This is a genomic window from Edaphobacter aggregans DSM 19364, assembly GCF_000745965.1.
GTDB lineage: Bacteria > Acidobacteriota > Terriglobia > Terriglobales > Acidobacteriaceae > Edaphobacter > Edaphobacter aggregans.
The window spans coordinates 1-5,576 of record NZ_JQKI01000231.1 but is presented as its reverse complement, the minus strand read 5'-3'; the positions used below and the strand labels follow the sequence as shown (position 1 = coordinate 5,576).

The 5,576-nt window shown below is 51.6% G+C and carries 4 protein-coding genes; all 4 read right to left on the bottom strand.

Features of this window, described 5'->3' with window-relative positions; translation table 11 throughout:
* Positions 1-2,051, bottom strand: a 2,051-nt coding sequence (locus tag Q363_RS30235; protein ID WP_035358146.1) for a TM0106 family RecB-like putative nuclease, incomplete at its 3' end; no start/stop codon positions are given.
* Complete coding sequence (locus Q363_RS30230) at positions 2,027-2,557, bottom strand: hypothetical protein (RefSeq protein ID WP_157467915.1); 531 nt, start codon at positions 2,555-2,557, stop codon at positions 2,027-2,029. The genes Q363_RS30230 and Q363_RS30235, both read right to left, overlap by 25 nt.
* Positions 2,558-2,952: 395 nt before the next feature.
* Positions 2,953-3,231 carry an XRE family transcriptional regulator gene (locus Q363_RS39550; RefSeq protein WP_084080924.1) on the bottom strand — a complete coding sequence of 93 codons (279 nt, stop codon included), beginning with the start codon at positions 3,229-3,231 and terminating at the stop codon, positions 2,953-2,955.
* Between the two features lie 334 nt (positions 3,232-3,565).
* Positions 3,566-4,555, bottom strand: coding sequence for a hypothetical protein (locus Q363_RS30225; protein WP_035358142.1), 990 nt, complete (start codon positions 4,553-4,555; stop codon positions 3,566-3,568).
* Positions 4,556-5,576 lie beyond the last annotated feature (1,021 nt).

Sequence of the window (5,576 nt, the reverse complement as noted above, 5' to 3'; positions counted from 1 at the left end):
TTATTCCACGGCACTCCATCATAGTCCAGAAAAGTGAATAGCCTTGAGCCATACTTACCCATTCGTTCTTGGTACTTCGTTGCAATGGGCGACGAATATCTGGTCATCTCAACTGACTTTAGGAACCGATCTGCATCATTCCTGTGTTTGCGGAAATGTCGTCTCTTCAGACCATACTTATCAACCGTTTCGACGATTTTCCGCAGTAAATGAGCGAATCTCTGCGCTAATTGCTTAAATTCGTTGTCAAAGCTGTTGGCGAGCAAATCTTCGTTCATATCGCGTATAAGGTGTATTAGGCACTTCTGTTGGGGGCACTTTAGGGAGTCGTACCCGGTGAAGAAGTCAGAGATGAGAACGCCCTTGAATTCCTCAAGACGTGGTCCCAGGAATTGAGCCTTTCGTGAGTCCCGATACTCAAAGTAAACTGCATCCACGCTTGCAAATACCCAAACATACCCACTACACCCTCTCAATTTCACTTCAGTTTCGTCGATATGAAGGAGCGAGCCCTTCAATAGGTGAACAAAGATCTTTTCGTAGATAGGTTGAAGCGTTTCACGCAGCGATGACTTGAATCTGAAAAGTGTCGGCTGTGGAATGTCAAGATCAAAAATGTCTTTCAGTGCTCGTCGGACCCTAAGCATGTTCTGCCCACAGACCAAGTTATAGTATATGCACCAAGTTACAAGTCCGTGTCCATATTTTGGCGCTCTTCCGCCGGGAACACCCTCAGGAATAAATAAAGTGCCACATCTTGCGCATTTGTACTTCCAGGAAAGATACTCTGTTACCCACTTTTTTGCGCCGCCTCGGAAAAACTTCAGATCGATCAGCGTTCTCTTGACTGGACGCAACTGAGAGACTTTCCTGCTCCCACACGAAGTGCACTTCTTGGCATCGACTTGGAGAACTTTATTCGCCTTCAGGTGCGATCGTCTCGGCGAGTCTTTCTTGAGAAGCCGCTTGAGGGATGTGCCGATTCGGACGAAGATCTTTTGACGCTGGTAATCAAAGTATGCGGCTCGATTTACGACATCAAGCTCGGGCACGGCAAACTCGATTTTTCGAAACTTGTGAGATCCTGAACGGGGCTGCCTCAGGTCCGCTGTGTTGACTACTGACCTTTGCTCATGGCTGGCTGTGATTGGCACGTCCGAAGAGATAATGCTGCCGATAAATTCAAAAACGTGTTTCAACTCACGGCAATCGTCTTCATTGTATTGACGCAACTGAGCTTTAATATCAGGAGCTTTCGCTCTGCTCCAATCCTTCCGCCAAACTATGGTTTGCAGTCCAGTGACGTTTTCGTGGGTCCGCTTAAACCCAAGGTATTGCCCAATATCCTTAAGGCCATTCGAATAGGCCGGGAAGTAGACGTGAGGACGAATGATCGACAGTACGTTTGTTGCGCGCTCGAGAATGGCATCGACCTTCGGATGGAAGGACTCTGGCAGCCTTGCCTTCATCCGCTTCAATGCGACTGTTTCATATTCTCCGAAATGCAAGATTCGACAATCACCCAGCCTGCAGACGGCATCAACAAACTGGAGAAATATGTCCTGCTCTTGTGATTCGTCGTCGGCCCAAAACGAATGGAAGCTCTCTTTTCCGCCGGTAACAATCAGCGCGCCAATAAGGTAATAAGACTCGTCGTCGGGAAGTCCTTCGATATCCAGATACACTTGCGTCTCTGTCTTAGGAATTTGAGGAGTCCCGTGGATATAAACAGTGTTCTCCCGAATGGCGAGCGCCCTCAAGGCAAAATAGTGCGGCGTTGCAGGATTCTTTGATCTCTTGGATGGCCTACGCGTCTTGAAGGTGTAGGAAAGTTGGTTGACAGTGAATATCCCCTTGTTACGTTGACTGTTGCGTTCAGTCTCAGTAATTCCCGAGAGTAGGCTGATATCGTCTTTCCCAATCGCCTTCTCCCTGCACCGATTTTGAAACTCGCACTCGGGGCAATGACGATTGAGAATCAGCTCCGGAGGTGATGTGTTAGAGATGAGGACTGCGATCTCCTCAGTTAATTTCCTTGCTTCGCTCGCCAAGGCAGCGGTGTTGACTTGAGCGTGACGTAGCTATTTCCGTGGATTATCTTGCCCGTGCGGACCTCGCAACCGAGCATTTCGCACAATGCAAGCGCATCGAACGCTAACAACAGTTTGTCGTGCTTGTGCACTTTGTTTCTGGGGATCAATCGAATCGGGATAAGTTGCACCGATTTCTCTTCGCCCTCGGACACCAATCGCTCTATAGCGTGAACGGTCGATTCGAGATTCTGCTGCGTGCGCACAAGAGTCCCTACTGCTAGGCGCCATTGTGGCGAGCGCATCTCCTTTGAGTCCATTGGCACGGTAACGACTTCGATCTGTCCAACGCCCTCCACAAGATGTTTGATGCCCTCATCTAAATAAGAAATCTCTTGGTTGTTAACCCAATTCGCGTAACCGTTTTCGCTTCGTGCGTCACCAAGCGACCGTAGAAAACACTTGGTCGGGCACTTGAGATATGCCCCGAATAGCTCGGAAGAAATGCGCACGTTGTCCCGCTGCATGCTTCCTATTTCTGGCATTTTGTTCGAAATCTCCTTTCCGGCTCTGACTAGCCCGAATTGTACCGCCGTTGGTGGGCGTAACGAGCGGAAGCTCTATCTTCGGTCAGGATGGCGTGATTCGTGCCTTCCTGAAGTCTACTGCGCAATATAGGACCGCGAGTGTGATTGTGCACCGCACCTTGCTAATCCCCTGGCGGATAGAACCCGAAGCTCGAACGCCATCGAACAACCATCGGTCACCGCCGAACCTGGTCCGAGGTTGTTCGAGTTTCGTCCAGTGCCACCGGTTTATGACAGCCGTCCTAAGCCATCAGGCTTAGGGATGGTGTCTATCTCCAGAACGAGCGCAGCGAGAAGGCAATGCGGGGCGTCGTGCTGAATTCATGCAAGCAGGATCAGGCAGCGCAGACGGCGATACGGGCGGAACGGGACCGGGGCTTAGCTTTCACTATGATCTCAACGTCCTGCCCGAGGGCGACCAAAAAACGCATTAGCCGCTCCACAGAGAAGCCTTCCAGCTTGTAATGCAGCAGGGCGGAGACCTTGGGCTGATTGATTCTTCTCGGATAAGGACGCCATCGTCTACGCCTTGAGCGCTCGCTACGCGGAGGAGATGGCCTCGCTATGGCCGCAGCAAATGCTGGATCTGGACGCGTTTGTCGATACCATCTCATGGCGGCACCGAAACAATACAAACGCGACGACGAAACCCGCTTCCGCCTGCGGGAAGGCTTCGCAGCTTTAATCCGTGACAGGAATCCCCAGCTTAATCCGTGACAGGAATCCCCAGCTGTCGCCAACGGACGCACAATTCGTGACCATCGTTACGGATCATCATGGGCCTTGCCCAGGAATACGGGCGACTGAAGCAAAACGAAAGGCACAGGCTTGTTGGGGAGTTTAGCTCTGCTCTCAAGGCCTATCTGAGGGAACGGGTTGGTAGGCACCTTGACAGCCCAAAAAATCGAAAATACCGAGCGGATCGTAGCTCGACTGGCGGCATTTAGCTTACGGAGCTTTTTGCTGCGCAGTCTGCAACCACAACTCAGCAACCCTTTTAGAGGGCAACCACCCCGCAGACATCATATCCACAGGTTCCGGAGAACCGGCTTTTTCAATGACCGCATGGCATACATTCCAACTCCGAGGAACGCTCTCGGTAGATGGACATCGCGCTATATAAGCCGCCCAGGAATCTTTTGCGTCAACCGTACGAAGTGGTTGATTTGGCTTCGGGTCTCTGCGCGCCAGCACTTCATCAAGCCATACCAGAACCATGGGTTTCGTCACTTTCACAGCGAGGTGACCGGCATCATTCTGCACCAAAAATGTCCAAGGCGCACCTTTCCGTTGGTAACGCAGGAAATAGTCGTAGGGAGCCTGGGTGGTGGCAACCTTGTCGGCACTTCCGGCAAAAATTAGTTCGGGAACCTTAAGCCCTTCCGCGGAAAGATTCACCCGATCAAGAGCCATCGGCTGATAATGCGCTGGATGAATGAGAACTGCCGCGATCACACGGGTCGGAGCATATTCCTCGAAGTGAGCGAATAGGGCTCCAGTGCCAGATAAACCAAGCAAGACAAGACCTGAAGATGACAGTTCCCGATGATGGCTCTGTTTTGCGAACTGATCGATCGCCGTAAAGAGCGCTCTTCCGACACCGTGAGTAGGATCCATGTCCATCTCCCCTGGTCCGCCAGGAGCATTGATGCTGTTGCACTGATGGGCCAATAGAAGAGCCAGACGATGTCGTTTCGCAAGTGATGTTACATCAGCGTCGGAATAGAAGGACGTGATCTGCGGACCTCTGTCATAGATGACCCATATTCCATTAATCGCTTTGTTCCCGGTCACCAGAGTCAGGTCGTAGTGGCAGTCTCGTGCCAAATCCTCTCCAGGCTCCGGCGCGACTGTTGTCTGGAAGGACTGGGCAAGCAGATTTGTTCCAAAGCTCAGAAGAATAGCGATTGATGATTCGTCGCATAGCTTTTTATTCACACCCTCATGCTTCTCTGGATGGATATGAAACCTCTAAATGATCGTTATGTACAGTCAGGCGCTTTGGGGATCTTGCAGCCAACTCGGAGAATTTAAACATCGACATCAGGAATGTTAATGATTCGTGCCTCGTTACACTTTGGGCACTTGTTCATGTGCCTCTAGAGAACGCTTCGGCATATTGCCCCGTTGCATCGTCAGGGATCTCCGGAAGCATGCGTTCTAGGGTTGGATCATGAGCTGCCCATCGATGTAGCAAAATTAGCCCCGTATCGCACGCTGGCGGATCGAAGTCCTGACCGGGAACCGGCGTCAGCCATCGCGCATTAAACTCGCTGGGTCTCGTTCAACATATTCTACTGCGCGAGATGGTGACACTCATCAACTGCCGCAACCTCAACCATCCAGCCGTGTACCTGGAACAATGCTCCATCATCGCAGCGTACGGTGAAGGTTGAATCAAGATCGCATGTCCCAGTGATCGGGTCGAAGTCTTCACCGCCGATCACTTTCCCCTACGTCAAACCCGCCGCCAGTGGAAATTACTCGCATCACTTCCCTCCCCTCGGCCTGTTTGTGGTTCTCTTCGACTTCCGTGCTTTGGCTGCAACCTTGAGCTTCACCGGTTCCGGTCTAACGATCCGGTCAATGGTGGATTTCGACACACTAAACATCGTTCCGAGTTCCTGCTTCGAATACTGATTGCCATCCCACAGTGAGCGAATCTTGTTCATCTGGTCCTTTGCCAGTTTCGGTTTGCGTCCCCCCAGCCGCCCGCGAGCTTTAGCGGCAGCTAGTACTGTGGCCGCATGTATAGGTAACCAATGTAGGCGCTTGTTGGTTTCTGGTGCTGGCTGTATATCTGGGGAGTGAGCAGAGGCATACGACTTCAGATTGAACTCAAGCAGCGAGATCGACAGCAGATCGATCAGTTGTTAGGAGGCGGGTTGCAGTCGGTACGCACGACATTGCGCGCCTTGGCCTTGCGTCAATTGGATCAGGGACAGTCCACGCCTGCGGT

Coding starts and splice junctions, on each gene's coding strand:
- Q363_RS30230 (WP_157467915.1), bottom strand. CDS start 2,557: ATGCAGCGGGACAACGTGCGCATTTCTTCCGAGCTATTCGGGGCATAT.
- Q363_RS39550 (WP_084080924.1), bottom strand. CDS start 3,231: ATGAGATGGTATCGACAAACGCGTCCAGATCCAGCATTTGCTGCGGCC.